This window comes from Prochlorococcus marinus str. SB (assembly GCF_000760115.1).
GTDB classification, from domain to species: Bacteria; Cyanobacteriota; Cyanobacteriia; order PCC-6307; family Cyanobiaceae; genus Prochlorococcus_A; species Prochlorococcus_A marinus_D.
Genome location: NZ_JNAS01000002.1, coordinates 565,196 through 584,877, shown reverse-complemented (window position 1 = coordinate 584,877; position 19,682 = coordinate 565,196). Strand labels below are relative to the sequence as shown.

16 protein-coding genes are annotated in these 19,682 nt (G+C 30.6%); 9 read left to right on the top strand and 7 right to left on the bottom strand.

The window, feature by feature from the left end:
* Positions 1-47 precede the first annotated feature (47 nt).
* A complete protein-coding gene (gene alaS / locus EV02_RS03160; protein ID WP_032519848.1) occupies positions 48-2,708 on the top strand; it encodes an alanine--tRNA ligase in 2,661 nt (886 codons plus the stop codon).
* Here the strand turns inward: alaS and speA are convergent.
* Entirely contained in the window at positions 2,693-4,639 is a 1,947-nt protein-coding gene (speA, locus tag EV02_RS03165; RefSeq protein WP_032519847.1) for a biosynthetic arginine decarboxylase, read from the bottom strand. The genes alaS and speA overlap by 16 nt on opposite strands.
* 122 nt (positions 4,640-4,761) lie before the next feature.
* On the opposite strand from speA, the gene ndk reads away from it, so the two are divergent.
* The gene (gene ndk, locus EV02_RS03170) at positions 4,762-5,220 is read left to right on the top strand and encodes a nucleoside-diphosphate kinase (RefSeq protein WP_032519846.1); all 459 of its coding nucleotides are present in this window, start codon (positions 4,762-4,764) and stop codon (positions 5,218-5,220) included.
* Between the two features lie 3 nt (positions 5,221-5,223).
* Here the strand turns inward: ndk and thiO are convergent, their stop codons facing one another.
* Positions 5,224-6,333, bottom strand: a complete 1,110-nt coding sequence (thiO, locus tag EV02_RS03175) for a glycine oxidase ThiO (RefSeq protein ID WP_032519844.1) — start codon at positions 6,331-6,333, stop codon at positions 5,224-5,226.
* A gap of 79 nt (positions 6,334-6,412) precedes the next feature.
* Here thiO and gatB point away from each other — a divergent pair, with 79 nt between their 5' ends.
* The gene (gene gatB / locus EV02_RS03180) at positions 6,413-7,885 is read left to right on the top strand and encodes an Asp-tRNA(Asn)/Glu-tRNA(Gln) amidotransferase subunit GatB (RefSeq protein WP_032520479.1); all 1,473 of its coding nucleotides are present in this window, start codon (positions 6,413-6,415) and stop codon (positions 7,883-7,885) included.
* A 3-nt stretch (positions 7,886-7,888) separates the two neighbouring features.
* Here gatB and coaE read toward each other — a convergent pair whose 3' ends face one another.
* On the bottom strand, positions 7,889-8,506 hold the full coding sequence (coaE, locus tag EV02_RS03185) for a dephospho-CoA kinase (RefSeq protein ID WP_032519843.1): 618 nt from the start codon (positions 8,504-8,506) through the stop codon (positions 7,889-7,891).
* Positions 8,507-8,582: 76 nt separating this feature from the next.
* Here coaE and argJ point away from each other — a divergent pair, with 76 nt between their 5' ends.
* On the top strand, positions 8,583-9,824 hold the full coding sequence (gene argJ, locus EV02_RS03190; protein ID WP_032519841.1) for a bifunctional glutamate N-acetyltransferase/amino-acid acetyltransferase ArgJ: 1,242 nt from the start codon (positions 8,583-8,585) through the stop codon (positions 9,822-9,824).
* Positions 9,825-9,908: 84 nt separating this feature from the next.
* Here the strand turns inward: argJ and EV02_RS03195 are convergent, their stop codons facing one another.
* A complete protein-coding gene (locus EV02_RS03195; protein WP_052043490.1) occupies positions 9,909-10,427 on the bottom strand; it encodes a YbhB/YbcL family Raf kinase inhibitor-like protein in 519 nt (172 codons plus the stop codon).
* Between the two features lie 415 nt (positions 10,428-10,842).
* The gene (locus EV02_RS03200; RefSeq protein ID WP_032519840.1) at positions 10,843-11,514 is read right to left on the bottom strand and encodes a ParA family protein; all 672 of its coding nucleotides are present in this window, start codon (positions 11,512-11,514) and stop codon (positions 10,843-10,845) included.
* 150 nt (positions 11,515-11,664) lie between these two features.
* Between EV02_RS03200 and EV02_RS03205 the strand changes: the two genes are divergently transcribed.
* Both EV02_RS03205 and EV02_RS03210 read left to right on the top strand, forming a co-directional pair.
* Positions 11,665-12,627 (top strand): aldo/keto reductase, encoded by a 963-nt coding sequence (locus tag EV02_RS03205; RefSeq protein ID WP_032519838.1) that lies wholly within the window; start codon positions 11,665-11,667, stop codon positions 12,625-12,627.
* A 627-nt stretch (positions 12,628-13,254) separates the two neighbouring features.
* Positions 13,255-14,379 (top strand): THUMP domain-containing class I SAM-dependent RNA methyltransferase, encoded by a 1,125-nt coding sequence (locus tag EV02_RS03210; protein ID WP_032519837.1) that lies wholly within the window; start codon positions 13,255-13,257, stop codon positions 14,377-14,379.
* A 1-nt stretch (position 14,380) separates the two neighbouring features.
* On the opposite strand, the gene EV02_RS03215 is transcribed toward EV02_RS03210, so the two are convergent.
* Positions 14,381-14,767 carry a phage holin family protein gene (locus tag EV02_RS03215; protein ID WP_032520476.1) on the bottom strand — a complete coding sequence of 129 codons (387 nt, stop codon included), beginning with the start codon at positions 14,765-14,767 and terminating at the stop codon, positions 14,381-14,383.
* Position 14,768: 1 nt separating this feature from the next.
* Entirely contained in the window at positions 14,769-15,230 is a 462-nt protein-coding gene (locus tag EV02_RS03220; protein WP_032519836.1) for a DUF883 C-terminal domain-containing protein, read from the bottom strand.
* 189 nt (positions 15,231-15,419) lie between these two features.
* Here EV02_RS03220 and EV02_RS09315 point away from each other — a divergent pair, with 189 nt between their 5' ends.
* The 3 genes from EV02_RS09315 (at position 15,420) to smc (ending at position 19,674) form a co-directional block, all read left to right on the top strand.
* Positions 15,420-15,557, top strand: a complete 138-nt coding sequence (locus EV02_RS09315; RefSeq protein WP_144010192.1) for a hypothetical protein — start codon at positions 15,420-15,422, stop codon at positions 15,555-15,557.
* An 87-nt stretch (positions 15,558-15,644) separates the two neighbouring features.
* Complete coding sequence (locus tag EV02_RS03225) at positions 15,645-16,007, top strand: hypothetical protein (protein ID WP_032519834.1); 363 nt, start codon at positions 15,645-15,647, stop codon at positions 16,005-16,007.
* Between the two features lie 76 nt (positions 16,008-16,083).
* Positions 16,084-19,674 carry a chromosome segregation protein SMC gene (smc, locus tag EV02_RS03230; RefSeq protein WP_032519832.1) on the top strand — a complete coding sequence of 1,197 codons (3,591 nt, stop codon included), beginning with the start codon at positions 16,084-16,086 and terminating at the stop codon, positions 19,672-19,674.
* Positions 19,675-19,682: the final 8 nt, after the last annotated feature.

The following is a 19,682-nucleotide window of genomic DNA, read 5'->3' as shown; positions in this document are numbered from 1 at the left end:
CCGAAATTACGCTTTTCTTTAATTTTTAATCTTCTTATTCTGGATAAATGACATCTCAACTAATTAAAAAAATAGTTACTGGAGATGAGATAAGAGATGCTTTTTTAAAATTTTACAGTGAAAAATTACATAAAATCATTCCAAGTGCATCTTTGATTCCGGATGACCCTACGGTTATGCTCACAATTGCTGGAATGCTACCTTTTAAACCAGTTTTTTTAGGTTTAAAAGAAAGACCATCAAAAAGGGCTACATCTAGCCAAAAGTGCATCAGAACAAATGATATAGAAAACGTTGGAGTTACAGCAAGACACCACACTTTTTTTGAAATGCTTGGTAATTTTTCTTTTGGAGATTATTTTAAACGAGAGGCTATTCAATGGGCTTGGGAATTAGTTACTAATATTTATCAACTTTCTGTTGAAAATATAATTGTGAGTGTTTTTCACGAAGACGAAGAGTCTGCAAAAATTTGGAGAGATGAAATTGGTATTCATCCAGATAGGATAGTTAAATTAGGTGAGGAAGATAATTTTTGGTCATCTGGCAAAACAGGTCCATGTGGACCTTGTTCAGAACTTTATTATGATTTTCATCCTGAAAAGGGTTTGCACAATATTGATTTAGAAGATGGAGATCGTTTTATTGAATTTTATAATCTTGTTTTTATGCAATATAATCGTGATCCTAATGGAAAATTGACAGATTTAAAATTTAAAAATATTGATACAGGTATGGGTCTTGAAAGGATGGCTCAAATACTACAAAAAAAGCAAAATAATTATGAGACAGATTTAATTTTTCCTATTATTCAAAAAATTTGTGAGATTGCAAATATTGATTATTTTTCTTCAGATGATAAAAACAAAATTTCTTTAAAAATCATTGGTGATCATACAAGAGCTGTTATTCATCTAATTTCTGATGGAGTAGCAGCAAGTAATCTCGGCAGGGGATATATATTAAGAAGGCTTATTAGAAGAATGGTCAGACATGGGAGATTATTAGGTATAAAAAATGAATTTTTACCTCATATTGCTTCTGTCGGGATCAATTTAATGCAAAATAATTATCCTGATTTAAAAAATAATAATGATTTAATTTTGAATGAGATAAAAATTGAAGAAATAAGATTTAGGGAAACTCTTGAAAGAGGAGAGAAATTGCTAGATGAGATAATTTCTTCAGGGCAGAAATTAATTTCTGGTTTTAAAGCTTTTGAGCTTTATGATACTTATGGATTTCCTCTAGAACTTACTGTAGAAATTGCAGAAGAAAATAGTATTAGTGTAGATGTAAAGGGTTTTGAAGAAGAGATGAATGCACAAAAAGAGAGAGCTAAAGCTGCTTCAAGTAATATTGATTTGACATTAGAGGGATCATTAGAGCGAGAAATAGATCTTTTTAACAAAACTGTTTTTAATGGTTATATTTCACTCCTTTCGGAAGCCGAAATAAAGGGTATATTCCTGGATTCAACATTAGTTAAGCAAGCAAGTGAAGGTCAGAAAGTTTTAATTGTTCTTGATCAGACAACTTTTTATGGAGAATCTGGCGGGCAAGTTGGTGATATTGGAACGATATTTTCAAAAGATGTAGAGGTCTTGGTTGATAATGTTATGAGAAAGAAAAATGTTTTTTTACATTATGGAACGATCAAAAAAGGAATATTAACTATTGGACAAAAAGTTAAGACTAATGTTAGCTCCTCTAATAGAGCTAAGGCTGCTGCAAATCATACAGCTACTCATTTATTACAATCTGCACTTAAATCAGTTGTGAATGAAAGCGTTGGACAAAAAGGTTCATTAGTAGCCTTTAATAAATTACGATTTGACTTTAATTCCTCTAATCCTATTTCTAAAGATCAAATTTCTAAGATTGAGACTTTAGTTAACTCTTGGATTATAGAAAATCATGCCCTAGAAATAAAAAACATGTCTAAGAGTGAGGCTCTTGAAAAGGGCGCAGTCGCCATGTTTGGAGAAAAATATGATGATGAAGTGCGAGTTGTTAATGTACCAGGAGTTTCAATGGAACTTTGTGGTGGCACACATGTTAAAACTACATCCGAATTAGGTTCTTTCAAAATAATTAGTGAGGAAGGAATCTCAGCTGGAGTCAGAAGAATTGAAGCATTATCAGGCCAATCAGCATTAGACTATTTCAGTGATAGAAATGCTTTAGTAAATAAACTCAGTGATTTGTTAAAAGCAAATCCTAATCAACTTTTTGAAAGAGTTAGTAATTTGCAAGCAGAACTTATGAATAAGAATAAAGAGATACAAAAAATGAAAGATGAAATTGCATATTTTAAATACTCTTCTATAAAATCATCCGCAGAAATAGTAAATTCTTTTTCAATTTTAGTTAATCAGATTGATGGCTTAGATGGGAATTCTTTGCAATCTGCAGCACTTAATTTAACTTCTAATTTGGGAAATAAAGCAATAGTGATTCTTGGGGGAATACCAAATCCAGAAAATAGAAAGTTGTTATTTGTAGTTTCTTTAGGTGATGATGTAGTAAAAATAGGATTGCATGCAGGTAAATTAATTAATGAGATTGCAAGAATTTGTTCGGGAGGTGGAGGAGGAAAGCCTAACTTTGCTCAAGCAGGTGCTAAAGATATTGATAAGTTAACTGATGCTCTAGATTATGCTAAAAATTATTTGCAAAAAATAATAGATAGTCATTCTGATAAATAACTACTTTTTCTGAGACTAATTTCGATTTGATCCATTAATTTCCTTGCTTCTTCAATAGTTAATTTTTTTTGATCAATTGCTGATTCAGTATTGATTCTTATAGATTCAACCAAAGAAGCTGAACTGTAATCTAATAATTGCAAAATTTCAGATTTACTGTCCTCTTTAATAATATTTTTGACCTTATATGAATCATCTTGATTTATGTCTATATGAACAATGTTTGTACTGCCAAATAAATTGTGCAAGTTTCCTAATGCTTCTTGATAAGCTCCAGTCATAAAAATTCCAATTAGATAATCTTTACCTTCCTCTGGCTTATGTAAATTTAGTAATGATTTAATTTTTCCATCATCAATAAAATTATTTAGTTTCCCATCTGAATCACAAGTTAAATCTGCAAAGTTGCCCTTGCAGAACGGCTCCTCTAAGTGCCTATGTATTGGCATTATTGGAAAAATCTGATTTATTGCCCAGCTATCGGGAATAGATTTAAAGATAGATAAATTTGCATAATAAGTTGATGCAAGAGTTTCTGTAATTTCAGATAAATCAGGGTGATTGATTTCATCATTATTCAGGTTATTAGAAATTTCTTTCGCGCAAGCCCAAGTAAGTTCTTCAGCATAAGCTCTTTCTGCCAAACTTAAAAATCCTAATCTAAAAGCGACTAAGCAATCTTCTTTAAACTTTTTTGCATCATTCCATAGTTCAATTATTTGAGATAAATTTATTTTTTTATTTTTAAGTTTTTTTAATTCATAGAAAGTTTCAAGTAAATTTGAAATTATTAATTGTTGATTTTTTTTATCAAAAATTTGTAGTTTGGAACTGACATGGCTTGTTCCTAAGACATTAAAAATTAAAACTGAACAATGACTAATTATTGCTCTTCCACTTTCTGAGATTATGGTTGGATGCTTGATATTATTTAATTCACATGAATCTTTAATAGTTGCAATTACATCGTTAGCATAATTTTGAAGAGAATAGTTAGTAGAGGTGTTTGAGGAGGTTTTAGTTCCATCAAAATCTATCCCTAATCCTCCACCAACGTCGATATATTGCATTGGGGCTCCTAGTTTGCATAGTTCAACATATATTTGACTCGCTTCTTGTAATGCGTCTTTGATAACAGCAATATCACTTATTTGACTGCCTATATGAAAATGGAGCAATTTCATTTCGTTGATAAGATTCGCTTCTTTTAGTTCTTTTATTGTCAACATAATTTCTGGGATTGATAATCCAAATTTGGAATTATCCCCAATAGATTTACCCCACCTACCACTACTTTTACTTGATAACTTTGCTCTAATTCCTATCAATGGAGTCGCGTTAAGTTCATGAACTGCTTGAATAATTCTTTTTACCTCATCTCGTTGTTCAATAACTATTATTGGATTTTTGCCGAGTTTTCTGGCCAAAGTAGCAATCTGAATATATTTTTTATCTTTATATCCGTTGCATATTAATAATGAATTTTGGTTTTCAAGAAGTGCAAGGCCAATTAATAGTTCTGATTTACTTCCTACTTCTAAACCAAAGTTCCATTGACTACCAAACTCTATTATCTTTTCTAGGACATTTTTCTGTTGATTACATTTGACAGGAAAAACGCCTTGATAAATGTTGGTATATTTATAGGTTTTTATTGCTTTTAAAAAAGAATCATGTAATGCATTTATGCGATCTTTCAAGATATCATTAAATCTTATGATTAATGGAGGATTTATTTCTCTACTCTTAAGTTCTTTGACAAGCTTAAAAAGATCAATCTTATTTTCAGATTTTATATCTTTAGTGACTGATATATTTCCTTTGGAATTTATAGAAAAATATTTATCTCCCCATTTATCTATGTTATAGGTCGAAATACTATCTTCAATAGTCCAAATATTCTTTAATTTTTTCGGCTCAAAATTGGTCAATTTATGTCTTAGTGATTAAAAAATGTTTTTGAAAATAACTCAAAACAATATCTTTTATTTTAATGATTACTTGCCAAGTTACCACCCAAAAGTTGAATATACATAGAGTGATTATTAACTAAATGACCAAAGAGAGAACCTTTATTGCAATTAAACCAGATGGAGTTCAAAGAGGATATGTTTCTGAGATTATTGGCAGATTTGAAAAAAAAGGATTTAAATTGGTTGGTTTAAAGCAATTAATTCCTTCAAAAGAACTTGCTCAAAATCATTATGGAGTACATAGAGAAAGACCCTTTTTTGGTGATTTAGTAGACTTTATTTCAAGTGGCCCTGTTGTAGCAATGGTGTGGGAAGGCGAAGGAGTTATTTTGAGTGCCAGAAAACTAATAGGAGCAACAAAACCTCTGGAAGCAGAGCCTGGAACAATTAGAGGTGATTTAGCTATTGATATTGGGAGAAATATTATTCATGGTTCTGACGGTGAAGATACAGCAAAATTTGAAATTGATCTGTGGTTTAACGAAGAGGAATTATGTGATTGGGAAACTTCTGATTCGAAATGGCGATCTGAAAATTAAAATTTAAATCGCAAATCTATTTAAACTAAATTTTTCTAAGAAGCTTTTTTCTATTTCTTTGAGATTTTTATTTTGAACTATTTTCAAAAGAAGATCACTTGTTATTGCAGAAAATAAAACTCCATTTCTGTAATGTCCTGTAGCTATAAAAAGATTTTCAATTTTTGATTTTCCAATTATTGGTTTTAGATCTGGTGTGCAAGGTCTAAATCCCCACCAATGTTCCATTTGTGGCCAATTAATAGCTTCTGGCAATAAGGAGCGAATGCCTTCTTGCAGTTGTTTTATTCCATTAGGAGTATTACCTTGATTAAATTTTGAATCTTTTTCAACTGTCGCTCCAACTATAATGAGTCCATCATCACGTGGAACTAGATAAGTTTTTGGACCAAAAATAACCCTTTTCAAAAAATTTGTTGGACCTTGTATTGATAGCATTTGTCCCTTGACAGGAAAGACTGGAATCTTATTAAAAATTTTTTTACTCCAAGCACCGCTGCATATAATTGCTTTTTCGCAGTTAATTTTTTTTATTTCCCCAGTGGCACATAAAACTTTTGCACCTGTAATTTTGTTTTTTTCGAATATCAAATCTTCTACTTCTGATCCCTCTTGAAATTCGACTCCATGCAAGGAGCATGCTCTCTCAAGAGCGCGCATCAGTCTTCTTCGGTTATCTATTTGACCATCTTGTTCAAAAAGTAAACCATGTTTCCAAGTAGAATTTATTCCATTGATTTCTGTTTGAAGATCTTTGTGATTTAAATATTTTCCATATTCATAAGTGGGAAACTCTTCAAGATCTTCTTTGTTTTTAAAAGGGACTACTATGCCACATTTTTTTAAACCGCATTTAATATTACTATCTTGTTCAATACTTTTTATCCACTTTGGAATTAGATTTTGACTTTCTTGGCCAAATTTTAGTAATTCATCTTCGAGCCCTTCGGCATGAGTAGCTAACATTCCTGCAGCAACAAATCCAGCTGACTCATTTCTGTTTTTGCTTAAAACAAAAACTTTGAAGTTATTTTTAGAAAATTCATAAGCAATAGATAAACCTAAAAGTCCACCGCCAATGATTAATATTGAATTTTTGGGTTCTTGTGCCATTAAAAAATTAATATTTTTATTTGTGTTTTGGTCCTCTTTTCCTTTATATCCAATAATATTAATAAAGAGACTTTTGATAATGAAAAATTTGGAATCTTGGGAAGCTGTGATTGGTTTGGAAACTCATGTACAGCTTAATACGAAAAGTAAAATATTCACATCTGCGTCAACAGCTTTTGGTGATGCACCTAATACGCATATAGATCCTGTAGTTTGTGGGTTGCCAGGAACCCTCCCAGTTTTGAATGAGACTGTTCTTGAGTATGCTGTAAAAACTTCGTTAGCATTGAATTTAAACGTTGCAGAACATTGTAAATTTGATAGAAAACAATATTTTTATCCTGATCTGCCTAAAAATTATCAAATTTCACAATTTGATGAGCCACTAGCTGAAAATGGCTGGTTAGAGGTTGAAATAATTGAAAAGGACAAAAAACCTTATATCAAAAAAATTGGTATAGAAAGGCTACATATGGAAGAAGACGCCGGAAAACTAGTCCATTCAGGAAGTGATAGATTAGCAGGCTCTAAGTATTCTTTAGTTGATTACAATCGTGCCGGAATAGCACTTTGTGAGATTGTAAGTAAACCAGATATTAGATCAGGTAAAGAGGCATCTGAATATGCTTCAGAGATTAGAAGAACAGTTAGATATTTAGGAGTATCAGACGGAAATATGCAAGAGGGTTCATTACGTTGCGATGTCAATATTTCAGTTAGAAAAGGACCAAATTCTCCTTTTGGTACCAAAGTGGAAATAAAAAATATGAATTCATTTTCTGCAATTCAAAAGGCTTGTGATTATGAAATAGCTAGACAAATAGAAGTTTATGAAAATGGAGGAAAAATTTTCCAAGAAACAAGGTTATGGGATGAAGCTAAGCAATTAACGAAAAGTATGAGATTAAAAGAAGGTAGCAGTGACTATAGATATTTTCCTGATCCTGACTTAGGTCCAATTGAAATAACAAAAGCCCAACAAGAAATATGGTTTAAAGAACTACCAGAATTACCTTCAAAGAAAAGAAATAAATATGTAAGTCAATTTGGGTTGTCTGCATATGATGCAAGGGTAATTTCTGATGAAATAAGCATGGCAAACTTTTTTGAAGAAACAGTAGCAAATGGTGCCGAGCCCAAACTAGCTTCAAATTGGGTAACAAGTGATATTGTGGGCTATTTAAAATCAAATAAACTCAGTTTTAGTGAATTAAAGCTTAGTCCTGAAAATCTTGCTGAAATGATTAGTATGATTTCAAAAAATATAATTAGTGGAAAAATTGCAAAAGAAATTTTACCTGAACTTATTCAAGAAAACACTTCTCCGAAAAAATTAGTTGAAGAAAAAGGGTTGGCAATGATATCTGATTCTTCAAGTATTTTACCAATAATTGATGAACTTATAAATGAACATCAAAATGAAGTTCAAGCATTTAAAAATGGTAAAACGAAGTTACTTGGTTTTTTTGTTGGTCAACTTATGAAAAGAACAAAAGGTAAAGCTGACCCTAAACTTGCAAATAAACTTTTTATGGAAAAATTAAATAGTTAAAGCTTAAAGAAGCTCTTTTATCGTATTGATCCATTTATTTTTATCATCCGAATTATCTAAAATAATATCTGAAAATTTTCTTTTTTCTTCAAAACTTAATTGAAAATTTATCAATTCATATGCTTCTTTTTCGCTAATTTTATCTCTTGTGATAAGTCTAGTTTTTTGTAGTTCTTTTGGACATTTAACTAACCATATTTCAGAGCAAATATCTTCAAATTTTGCTTCAAACAATAATGGAATAACTAATACTATAGTTTGATTATTCCTGTATTGACTGCACTCTTCTATCATTCTTTCTTTAATTAAGGGGTGAAGTAGTTTTTCAATCCATTCTTTGCTTGCTGAATGCTTAAAAATAATGTTCCTTAAAAGTTTTCTGTTTATTTCCTTTTCTGAATTGCTCTTATTATCAATAATTTTATTTCCAAAATAATCTAAAATTTTTTTATATCCATATGTGTTTGGTTTGATTAATTCTCTTGAAAAATGATCTGCATCTAATATTGGTATGTTTTTATGTTTTCTAATGTAATTAGTTATTGTTGTCTTCCCACTTGCTATACCTCCTGTTAAACCAATCCTTCTTTGGTTGTTTGTTGATTTTTGAAGAATATCCATATAATTAATAATAATCTAATTACTTAGTTTCTTTAGTATTAAAGAGTAGTTAGTATGAATTAAAATACCAAAAAGTTTGAGCCAGTTAGATTCCAATTGGTCGTTTGTTGATGACAGTAAGGTAAAACCACCTAAGGGGTTCCTTTTTGCTGGGATATCTGCTGGTTTAAAAGCTTCTAATAAAAAAGATTTAGCACTAATACTCGCTCCAGAAGGAAGTGTTTTTAGTGGGATGTTTACCCAATCAATAGTTCGCGCTTCTTGTGTGGATATTTGTGAGGAAAGGATTAAAACAACTTCAGGTTTTGTAAGAGCAATACTAATTAATTCTGGTCAAGCAAATGCATGTACAGGAAATCTTGGCATTCAACATTTTCAAATTGCTACAGGAAAGATTGCGGAACTTTTAGGAATAAAAGAAGAAGAAGTTTTGATGTGCTCAACTGGTGTAATTGGTGTTCCAATAAAAATAAATGATTTAGTAAAAAATTTACCGAATTTAGTTAGTGATTTAAAGGGTAATAATTTTCAAAATGCAGCAGAAGCAATTTTAACTACTGATTTGACTTTGAAAAAAGTGTCAATAGAGACGATTATTCAAGGTAGAAAAATAAAAATAGCAGGATTTGCAAAAGGTTCAGGAATGATTTACCCCAACATGGCTACAATGCTTGCTTTTCTAACCTGTGATGCTGGTATTCAAAAAGAAGAATGGGACAAAATGATTACTATTGCGGTTAAAAAATCTTTTAATGCAATATCAGTTGATGGAGAGACAAGCACAAATGATTCTTTTGTTGGAATAAATGCAGGAGAGAAAATTGAAAAAAGGTTTTTTCCAATTATCCAACAAGGGATTGATATTGTATGTCAGAACTTGGCAAAAAATATTGCAAGGGACGGAGAGGGAGCAAATTGTTTATTAGAAGTTTTGATTCAAGGAGCAAAAAATACAGATGATGCAATTATGCTTGCCAAATCTATTTGTAATTCTGCCTTGGTAAAAACTGCGATACATGGTTGTGATCCGAATTGGGGACGAATCATTTCTGCTGCAGGTAATTCTGGAGTTAAATTTAATTTAAATGACGTTGACTTGTATATAGGAAACGCTCAGATTTTGGAAAACGGCAAGTTAAATAAATATGATCCACAAAAAGTTAAAGACTATATTAAGTCCAGAATGAAAGGTAGATATCTAGAAGATGATATTGTAAAAATTATGATTAATCTAAATTCTGGCGAATCGAAAGGCACAGCTTGGGGGTGCGATCTTTCTAAAAAATATGTTGAAATAAACTCGGAATATACTACTTAATCCCAAATCCGTTGCTGCACAGTCTTTTTCAGCGATTGTATTTTTGGTTATACCACTTTTATACCACTAAATTGATGACTTCAATTATTTGAATTTACCAGAAATCATAAATGAACTTATAATTTCATTTTCATATAATTTTTCAAATTTTTTCTGAGTCAATGCTTTTAAACTTTTCTCTAATTTCGTATTTAAAGAATAAGCCTTAATATTATATTGATGCTCATTTTTTGGTGGACATGGACCAACATATTTTTTACTCCTATCACTATTTTTACCCGCAATACCTATCCCTACTTTTCCATCTTTAACTTCATCTAAATATTTTGTATCTGGAGGAATATCAGACAATATCCAGTGAACCCATGTTTTTCCTGCTACTTTTTTGGCGTCTGGATCATCAATTATTAAGGCAATTGATTGTGCATCTTTTGAGACCTTAGAGAAATTTATTGGTATTGAAATATTTTTACCACCGTTGTATTTACATCCATATTTTTTTGGTATTTTTTCTCCATTTTTAAATGCTGGCGAATTTATTTCAATCGCAAATGTATCTATTGGCAATAATGATAAGAAAATTACTGATAAAAATTTCAACATATTTAAACAAAAAATTTTTATAATTCTGAACTAATTTTTATATTTTAAAAGTATTTTTTGTTTCTTAAATATTAACTTTAATATATTGTTTTATACCGCAAAAATATCTTTATCTAATCTATCACTTGGGTTTCAAGGATAAAAAGTCTTTTATACTACTAATATACCATCAAATTCGAGAGTAAGAACCTAGTTATAGCAATGGTTTTCAAGATCAGTCGAAATCAATAGCGAATATACTACTTAAGTCTTAGTAAATCTAACGGTAGATATTCATTCATATAAAGAAACAGTATTGTTAATGTTCCAATTACAGAGCCTATAAAACCTCCAAAAAAATTAACTAATAATCCAGATTGTCTAATTATTGTTTCTTCGTTTTCTTCTTCTTCAAAATTAGGAGAATCAACTACTTTTAAGCGCTGATTGGTTGTTGGTTGTTTAAGTTGTTGGTGTCGGATGAGGGCTTCGAAATCAGGCATGGAATTTGTGAGGCAATTGAACAATAGGCAGACCAGCCCGTCATTCGACGAGGATCTGATCTACCTAAATCGTCTACAGCTTCAAATACAGCGTTGCCCGTGGCTTCTGCTTTATCAAATGCTGAAAGTAAGGGTATAAATGTATCAAAAACATATAAACCAAAATTTTCTAGAGCTGCTTTGGCTTGTTGCGCTGCTTTTTGCTGTCTAAAATCAACTTTTACTATTACTACTGCATGGTTAACTTTTAAATTGCTTAATAAATTAGCTAGTTCAACAGTTAATTCTACTGATCTTGCTTTTGCAGTTGTAGGTAAGATAACTAAATCTGAACCATACGCTAAGTGTTTAAGCTCTTCTTGATCACTGCTAGCCTGGCCATCAGTTATTACAATTTCTGATGATCTTGATGCTTTAGCAGCTGAACTGACGGGGAAAACTGGAAATGGAAGATTGCCTCTTGATGCGTATGCTAAAGCAGATCTGTTCTTGTCGGCATCGACTATGCAAACTTTTTTACCTTCAGAATGCCAAACACTAGCAAGGTGAATACTTGTACAGGTCTTGGCCACCCCCCCTTTTTGTCCGCAAACGGTAATGAACAATTTTTTATTTTTATTTCTCTTACTTTGGAGAATAATTTCTTAATGTCAAGAGAAATTAATTTTTAATGCTTTAAAACTTATTTTTTGAAATATTTTAAAGAAGTTAATATTTTTAGATAACCTTATAAAGTTCGTTATTTAAATTGGCTAGTGAAGAAAAGAATTGGATTAGGTACGTGGTCTTGGGGGAATAAGCTTTTCTGGAATTACCAATCTATAAATGACAATGATTTACGTGAGACATATAATGAAGCGGTACGAAGAGGTTTCGATCTAATTGATACTGCAGATTCTTACGGTACTGGGAATCTTCAGGGTAGAAGTGAATCGTTGATAGGAAAATTTTTACTAAATACTCCTGCAGCAAAGAAAAAAAGAATTCAAGTAGCAACCAAACTTGCACCTTATCCCTGGAGAATAGGTAACAGAGGTTTTAATAAACCTTTTTTGAAAAGTTTAGAGAGACTTAATAACAAATTAGATATAGTGCAATTACATTGGTCAACTGCAAAATACAATCCTTGGCAAGAATTAGGGCTATTGAATAATCTTTGCGATTTAAAAGATGAAGGCTTTGATTTTCAAATAGGCTTATCAAATATAGGCCCTAAAAGATTGATGAAATTAATTAATTTCTTATCAAAAAGAGATCAGAGTCTAAAGAGTGTTCAAATACAGTTTTCTTTGCTTGCTCCCGATTTAGGAAAACAATATCAAGTAAAAAAAATTTGCGACGAAAATAATATTGATTTCTTTGCTTATAGTCCTTTGTCCTTTGGAATACTTTGTATTGATCCAGATAAAGAACATAATAAAGAAAAGAGTTTTATTCGCAATACATTATTTGAAAACTATAAAAAACCAACATATGAATTGCGGAGGTGTTTAAAAAGAATTGCAAATAAAAGATCAGTTTCCCAAGCGCAAGTAGCAATTAATTGGTGCTGTTATCAAGGAGCTATTCCGCTTGTTGGAATGCGAAAAAAATCTCAAGTTATAGATGTATCGAATGTGTTCAAGTGGAATTTAAATAAAAGTGAATTTAAAGTACTTCAGGAATTATCAAAAAAATGTTTAAAAAAAATGCCTAAAAATCCTTTTTCAAGCATTTAATTAAATTTTTAGCTAGATATTTTTTTATTTTTTTTTATTTGACAACCACTATTCCATAGTTCATTGGGAAATTTTTCGCCAGTGAACCTTATGACTTTTGGTTTGAGATTTATTATCAAGTCATTCAGTTTTTTATTAGATTCCATTTTGCAAGATTCGATTTTTTAATAAGATAAATTAATTTAAAACTTATCTTCTCAGTATTTATACTTATAAAATTAAAAAAATTCTTTTTAATACAAGCATTTGCAGCAATATTTACACGCTAATAAATTATCTATTACAACTTCTTAGTTATTTAAAAAAGTGGAGTCCTTCCAGACTCCTCGTATCATTTGGTTGATAAGGCTGACATAACCCCATCTCCTTTAGGATCAAGCAGCAACTGGTGCTGTTTGACGGGAGAAACTAACGATTTTGTTAGCATTTGTGTTTTTGCTCTAACCGAGCCGGCTTCAGTCACCTTCCTTATGCCCCGTCGAAACCATTACAACCCCAAATAGTGGAGTTGAGCGGAATCGAACCGCTGTCCGAAACATCGGTTGAGATCACCTAGTCCAATTGGACATTTATATTCTGACAGGCAAAATGGTTATTGAATAGTTTTTTTACTAAGTTTTATCGTATATGAATGTAGTGGCATCATCTCCGGAGGGACTAGAGAAATCTTTAGCAGAAGAAATTTCAAATTTAGGCGGCTTTAATATTAATACTTATCAAAGATTTATTAATTTTGAATGTGATTTTGAAACTTTCTATAGAGTTCATTTCTATTCCAGATTAGCTTTTCGTTTTTATAGAGAAATTGCATGTTTTAATTGCTATGACAAGCAATCTTTATATGCGGGTGTTAGAGATTCATTTGATTGGTTAAATTGGTTGCACTTTGATAAAACGTTTAATGTTCAAGTAACTGGGAAAACATCTTCTTTAAGGCATACTCATTTCACAGCTCTTGAAGTAAAAAATTCTATAACTGATTTGCAACAGGCAGTTTGGAATAAAAGATCAAATATTTCTTTAGATAATCCTGATTTTATAATTCATCTGCATTTAAAAAATAATAAAGCAATTCTCAGTCTTCAAAGCAGCGTAGAAAGCTTACACAAAAGAGGCTATAGACCCGCAATTGGCAATGCTCCATTAAAAGAAAATTTAGCTTCTGGATTGATAAATATGACTCAATGGAATGGCAAAGTTCCATTAATAGATTTTATGTGTGGCTCGGGTACTTTTTTAATTGAGGCAGTCAACCAATTCCTTGGAGTTCCTATAAATATTGATCAGGTATATCTTTTTGAGAATTGGTTGGACTTTAGGAAAGATATTTATCTAAATGAAAAAAATAAGGCAAAAAATAAAATTATAAATTATGAAAAATTACCAACAATAATAGGGTGTGAAATTAATAAAAAGGTTTTTGAGCAGGCGAATGTAAACATATCATTAGCTGGACTCGAAAATTATATTGAGATTATAAATAATGATTTTTTAGCACTCCAATTAAGTTCCACACCTGGGATAATCATATGTAATCCTCCATACGGCAAAAAATTAGGCGATGAAAATGAATTGATTTGTTTATATGAACAAATGGGAATCTTTCTAAAGAACAATTTTTCAGGTTGGGAATTTTGGCTGCTAAGTGGAAATCCAAAACTAACAAAATATTTGAAAATGAAATCTTCATTGAAAATTCCCGTTAGCAATGGGGGAATAGATTGTAGATGGATAAAGTACTTAATAAGGTAATTTATTTTTTGCCTAAAACTGCCTTTGTTGTCTTGCCTAAACCCTCTAATGTTTGAGGAAGATAAGGTCCTTTAGCTAATTTTCCTCCAAGCTTTAAACTTATGCCTGCAAGAAATAAATCTATAAATATCATAAGTAATAAATTATATTCAATATTCCAGTTATTATATTTCGTTAAAAAAAGATAAAAAATAATATGGATGCAAATTAGCACTAATAATAATAATGTACTTCCAATTGCTAAAAATATTCCACCACTAATTAATCTTCTTTTTTCTCTATCTACTTCTTGAAGAGCTATTCTTACATGCAAATCCATCACTGAGCTTGCGATCGCTGAAATTCTCGAGGCGGTACTTGCAAAGTTTTTATTTTTTGGTTTTTCCATATTATTTTCTGCCACTGTTAAGGAGAGTTCCTATTAGTAAACCAATACCAGCCGCAATAGCAATAGATAAAAGTGGTTTTTCTCTTATTGGATTTTCTATTTTTGGTCTAAGTGTATTATTAAGTTCTTCTAATAATTCTTCTAATTGACTTTCGATAGGTTCAATTTTTTCTGATATTTCCCAATTGTTTTCTCTTATTGAATCAATAATTTCAAATAGTTGACTTTTTATTCCAATTACTGAGGTTCCACTATGGCTAGCTATTACTTCAACTAAATCATCAATACTCCCTTTTGTGGCTTCAAGGGTTTGTTGTGCAATGTTAGGCCATTTTTCTTTTATTAAAGGTATTAAACTGTCAATTTTTTCAAGTAACCATTTTTCCGAAATAACTTCTTTTTCAGGAAGATCAGAGTTATTTTCTTTTTCTTCTAGTTCTTTGGGAGGATGGTAAGTCTCCATTATTTAAACTTAATTTATTTTAAGATTAGACCCTATTTTCTTAATTTGGAACCCTTTTCTAAAGAATTGTTCGATTAAGATAGAATAAAAACATATAAAAGTTTATTTACATTTTATTTATCTACTCTGTTCTGCAAGAAGGTTTTGTTAAGCTATTACTGAATTTATTAAATGAGTTTAAATTTCATCATGGATATTACATTTGCATCCTTAATTTTTGCATCTCGCACAATTCCTACAGATTTTGGATTAATAGCTGCAGCTATTGCAGGAGCTGGAAGTTTGCTATTCATTGCTTTAAGATTTGTACCTGATGCAGGTAATTAAATAACAGGAACCATCATCTTTAATACAATATATTTTTATTTAAACTTTGTTTTTTAAAATAGATTCGATTTATTTATTAATTTGAAAATGAATAAATGGGTTTTGCTTGAACATAAAGTCTATTCTGCTAACTCGTTCGATATTCATTATGATTTTCTTGTTGAAAATGGCATAGATTGTTTAACTTGGAAATTTTTAAAACTACCTTTATTAAATCAAGCTTCTATAGAAATTATTAAGCAGCCAAATCATAGACTTGTATGGTTATCTAGGATAGAACATGAACTTTCTGATAATAGAGGATTTGTAAAAAGAATTGATCATGGAATATTTAAAAGTGTTTCAGATAAATTGGACTCTGAACATTATAGATTCATTTTGGATGGTGAACTTCTTTATGGCTTGTTTGAAATTTCGGGCAATTTTTGCAGATTGTGCAAAAGTTATTAATATTCATTTATAAATAAACGTAATATTCCTATTGAGAATTTTTGCAAATTAGTTATTCTTATTTAGCTATTGAGACTTGAGATTGGTACATATCAATCAGGTCGAGTTTGAAAATTTTAAATCTTTTGGGGGAAATGTAAAAATACCTCTTGAAGAAGGTTTCACCGTGGTTACGGGTCCTAACGGTTCTGGGAAAAGTAATATTTTAGATGGAATTTTATTTTGTTTAGGTCTAGCTAATAGTAGAGGTATGAGGGCTGAAAGATTACCAGATCTAATAAATAACTCCAAAGTTAAAGAGGGTAAGTCATCAGAAACATCTGTATCGGTAAAATTTAATATTCAAGATTGGTCTCCCAGAGAGGACCTTCTGCCTTTGGAACTAGAAGAAGAAGAAATTGCCCTTAGTAAAGGTCAAAAAGAATGGTTAGTTTCTAGAAAATTGAGGCTTATGCCAGGTGGTTCTTATGCTTCTACTTATACTTCTGATGGAAAACAATGTACCTTGCAACAAATACAGAGAATATTAAGAGATATCAGTGTTGATCCTGAGGGCAGCAATGTTGTTATGCAGGGTGATGTAACAAGAATAGTATCAATGAATAATAAGGAGAGGAGAAATCTTATTGATGAATTAGCAGGAGTGGCACTTTTTGACACAAGAATAGAACAAACTAATGCAAAATTAAATGACGTTTTCGAAAGACAAGAAAGATGTGAAATTTTAGAAAATGAATTGCAATCTAGTAAAAATAAGCTTGAAAAAGAATGTGAAAAAGCAAAGCAATATAAAGAGTTAAAGGCAAAACTATTACAAATAACAGAATTAGAGAAAGTTCTTATTTTTGAAAAACAAGTAAAGCATGTTGAATCTATAGAAAAAAAAGAAAGTGAAATTGAAAAAAATAAAATCTTATTTAATAAACAAAAAGAATCTATTAGTAAAGAAATATCCGTTTTAGAAGATGCTTTGAAAATACTTGTTGATGAGCTTAAGGAGAAAGGAGAGGATACTTTGATAAAAGTTAATTCTGATATTGGAAGTATTAATTCTAGCTTGAGAGAACTCGATAGGATATCAATTCTGAATAAAGAAGAAGGTATTAAATTACAAAAACAGAGAGATGAAATTGCAATTTCTAAGAGGAATATCGAGTCAGAAAAGATGAGACAAGAAAATTTTGATGTTAATTTTTTAAATCAATTGAACTTGCAAATTGATGATCTCACTTTAAAACACAAACTATCAAGAAAAAAACTTTCTGATGCGGCTGGAGAATCTGGAGAATTCTCAAAACAAAGTATCAAATTAAATGCTGAGCTTGAAAGTATAAAAAATCAAATTAATCCTTTGGAAATAAAAAAAAGGAAAATTGAAGAAGAAGCTATTCAAAACAATATTCAAAAAGATGAGATATTGTCACAGATCGAATCCTTAGATTTAGAAAAGCAGAAACTTGTTCAGGGAAATCAAAGAAAAAAAGAGACATCGGATATAAAGAAAAAAAACTTGGCAAGTAATAGCGCAGAAATTAATTCTTTAAAAAATGAAATCGATTTATTAATGAAAACTAAATCAAGGCTAAATAACGAGCAATTAAGGCTTGAAAAGGATTTATCTAGATTCGAAAGCAGGAAGGAAGCTTTAAATGAATCTAGAGGTTCATATGCTCTCAGAATTCTTTTAGAGGCAGGGTTAGAGGGTATACATGGTTATGTAGCTCAACTTGGAGAGGTAAGTGAGAAAAATAGATATGCACTAGAAATTGCTGCTGGAAATAGGTTAGGACAAATTGTTGTTGATAATGATCATATTGCTGCAAAAGCAATTGAAATTCTTAAAAAGAAGAAAGCGGGAAGATTAACTTTTTTACCTTTAAATAGAATTAAAAGTCAAAAAAAGAATTATGCAATTTCAAGATTTGAAAATAACAGGGAGAATGGATTTATTGATAAAGCTATTAATCTAATTACTTTTGATGAAGTTTATTCAGATGTTTTTCGATATGTTTTTGGAGATACTTTGGTTTTTTCAGACTTATCCTCAGCTAGGTTATCTACTCAAAAAAATAGGTTGGTTACCTTAAGTGGTGAATTATTAGAAGCAAGTGGTGCTATTACAGGAGGCAGTAAGTTAAATAAAGATTTGGCTTATAGGTTTGGAATTAATAATGATATTGATGATTCTAGTCCTATAAAAGAAAGATTATTAGTTATCGAAGAAGCTTTAAAAGAGTCAAATAATGATTTGATACTAAAAAATAATAGACTTAGTTTATTAAATTCTAACCGTAGTGAAATAATTGAGGATTGTGCCTCATTTAATAAAGAAATTGAAGTCAATAAAGATTCTCTTAAAGCTGTCTCGCAAAGAATTGAGGATTGTAAATCGAGATTAAATAAACTTGATACTGCTAATAATTTATTAGTTAACGAGTTAGGTCATTTAAAAAATCAATTGAAGCCTTATCACGATAAGTTTGATCAACTACAAACCATTCAAAAGGCAAATTATGAAAAAAATCAAAAATCATCATTAATAGCTTTTAATGACGATTTTAATAATCTTGATAAAAAACTTGAATTACTTATTAAAGAGAGAAATACATTACTAGATAAAAAGAATCAATTTGCTTTAAATAAAGAGCGTATCAATAATTCATTAAAAATTACTTTACTACAAGAAAAAAACTTGCAGGAATCTATTAAACAACTCGCAATTGCTCATAGTGAATGGATAGAAAAAAGAGATCAATTTAAAAAAGAGCTTTCAGATCTCGATAATCAAAAAAATTCTCTAGAGAAGAATTTAGGTTTATTGAGAAGGAAAAGAGATGAATTAAACTCTTCAATTTCAAATAAAAGGCAAGAATATAATAACTATTTGTTGAAGCTTGAATATCTTGAAAGGGATATGAATTCCCTTAAAGAAGAGATGAGGAGTGAGAAAATAAAATTAGAAAATTATAAAAAAGATCTACCTCATCCTTCCCCGGAGTTTGGAGAATATGAAGGGAAGAGTCTTGAATCTTTGCAATCAGAAATTTCGATTATAAATGCAAAACTAGAAAGCTTAGAACCTGTCAATATGTTGGCTCTTGATGAACTAGAAGAGTTAATTGAGAGATTAAATGGTTTGCGAGAAAAATTAGAAATTCTATCTAATGAAAGATCTGAATTATTGCTGAGAATAGAAACTGTATCTACGATGCGTCAAGAAGCTTTTATGCAAGCATTTACAGAAGTTGATAGACATTTTAGAGAAATTTTTGCAAATTTATCTGATGGAGATGGATTTCTTCAACTTGAAAATCCTAATTCTCCTTTAGAAGGAGGATTAACTTTAGTGGCTCATCCCAAGGGAAAAAATGTCAGAAGATTAGCGTCTATGTCAGGTGGTGAAAAATCGTTAACTGCCTTAAGTTTTTTATTTGCTTTGCAAAAATATAAGCCTTCACCTTTTTATGCATTAGACGAGGTTGATAGTTTTTTAGATGGTATTAATGTTGAAAGGTTGTCACAACTAATATCAAATCAGTCATCAAATGCTCAATTTATAGTCGTAAGTCATAGAAGACCTATGATTAGTGCATCTGAACGAACAATTGGGGTTGCGCAAGCAAGAGGTGCTAATACACAAGTTCTTGGGTTACCAAATGCTGCATAAACACACTT